At 26.6% G+C, this 1,442-nt stretch carries 1 protein-coding gene and 1 pseudogene; both read left to right on the forward strand.

The genetic code is table 11. From position 1 onward, the window contains the following. The first annotated feature begins 50 nt into the window (after window positions 1–50). A complete protein-coding gene (locus V6U76_RS05235; RefSeq protein WP_333024086.1) occupies window positions 51–1,112 on the forward strand; it encodes a leucine-rich repeat domain-containing protein in 1,062 nt (353 codons plus the stop codon). Between the two features lie 134 nt (window positions 1,113–1,246). Next, window positions 1,247–1,339, forward strand: a pseudogene (locus V6U76_RS05710) (IS982 family transposase); the annotation flags it as partial. Window positions 1,340–1,442: the final 103 nt, after the last annotated feature.

Consider the following 1,442-nt stretch of genomic DNA (forward strand, 5'->3'; position numbering starts at 1 on the left):
ATATTTCATACCACAAATAATTAAACTATTATGTAGTATGTAAATAAAATATGGACAATTTTTTAACTAATAAAAAGTTATGCTTATCATATAAAAAAATCTATACAAAAAATATATTGATAGAATCAACAAAGAAAAATAAATTCATAGGGGAAAATGAATTAATAAATTTTTTACTAGAAAAGCAAACTGAGATTTCTTCTATATCATTAGTTGGATGTGGTATTAATAATAATATCCTTAAAAAGTTAGTTATAGTTTTAAGTGAGTTACCAAATCTTATATACCTTAATCTAAAAGATAATGAAATTAGTAATATTGCTTCTTTAAGAGACCTAAAACATTTAAGAAGTCTTAGTATTAGAGGAAATTATATCAGTAATATTGAATCTTTAGCTGATCTTGTAGAGCTGAGAAACCTTGACTTAAGAGAAAATAATATTAATAATATTTTACCATTGACAAATCTTGTCCAACTAAAAAAGCTTTATCTAGCATGGAATAAAATTAGTGATCTCACAGCTTTATGGAACCTAAAAAAGCTAGAAATTCTTGATCTTGGAAATAATAAAATTAATTGTTGTACAGAGTTATTGAATTTAGTAAACCTCACAAATTTAGATAGCCTTAATCTGATGAAGAATAAAATCAGTGATATAAATGCTTTAGGACACTTGATAAGTTTAAAAGATCTAAATATAAAGGGAAATAAAATTGACGATATTGCATCTCTAGATAAGTTAAGCAATTTACAAATCCTTGATTTGACTAATAATAAAATTACTAACGTTGAGCATCTAGGGAATCTTATACAACTGGAAGAACTTTATTTAGCACATAATAAAATTAATAATGTTATGCCTTTATGCAAGTTAATAAAGCTAAAAATTGTTGACTTGGAGCTAAATAAGATTAGTAACTCAAACCAACTGGAGTATCTTGAGAAGTTGAAAGAGATTACACTAAATAACATTACTCATCCTGAAGTTTCAAATAATCCGCAGTACTCTCGTAATCCTAGTGATGAAGTAAGTATTTATCTAGGAGATGTATCTATTTCTCAGGTGGAAATGCTAAGTAACAGTCCGAAATATAGATGTATGATTTTGTAAAAATGATAATCTGCAATAGATAAAAATCTTTAGACAAGATAAGAAAGTTAGATCTAACTAAAAACGCTAATTCTGGATTAGAAGAGGATATAAAAGAGATAAAAACTCAGTTAGAAATTAAAGTGAGAATACCAATGGATAAAGATATAACAGAAATTTTTTGTATAGTCGATGATTTTTGTAAAGCTATAAATTTTGCAAACAAACTGTGCTTTTTACCTGAATCACTTAACATTAAACTATTTATGCTACTCCTTTCCGGTTGCCAGTAACATAATCTTCTTCCTGAACCTGATGCATCCCATGCAGAGCTTTTTGATTTATTGAATA

This window comes from Wolbachia endosymbiont of Pentidionis agamae, from assembly GCF_036711655.1.
Taxonomy (GTDB): Bacteria; Pseudomonadota; Alphaproteobacteria; order Rickettsiales; family Anaplasmataceae; genus JAZHPY01.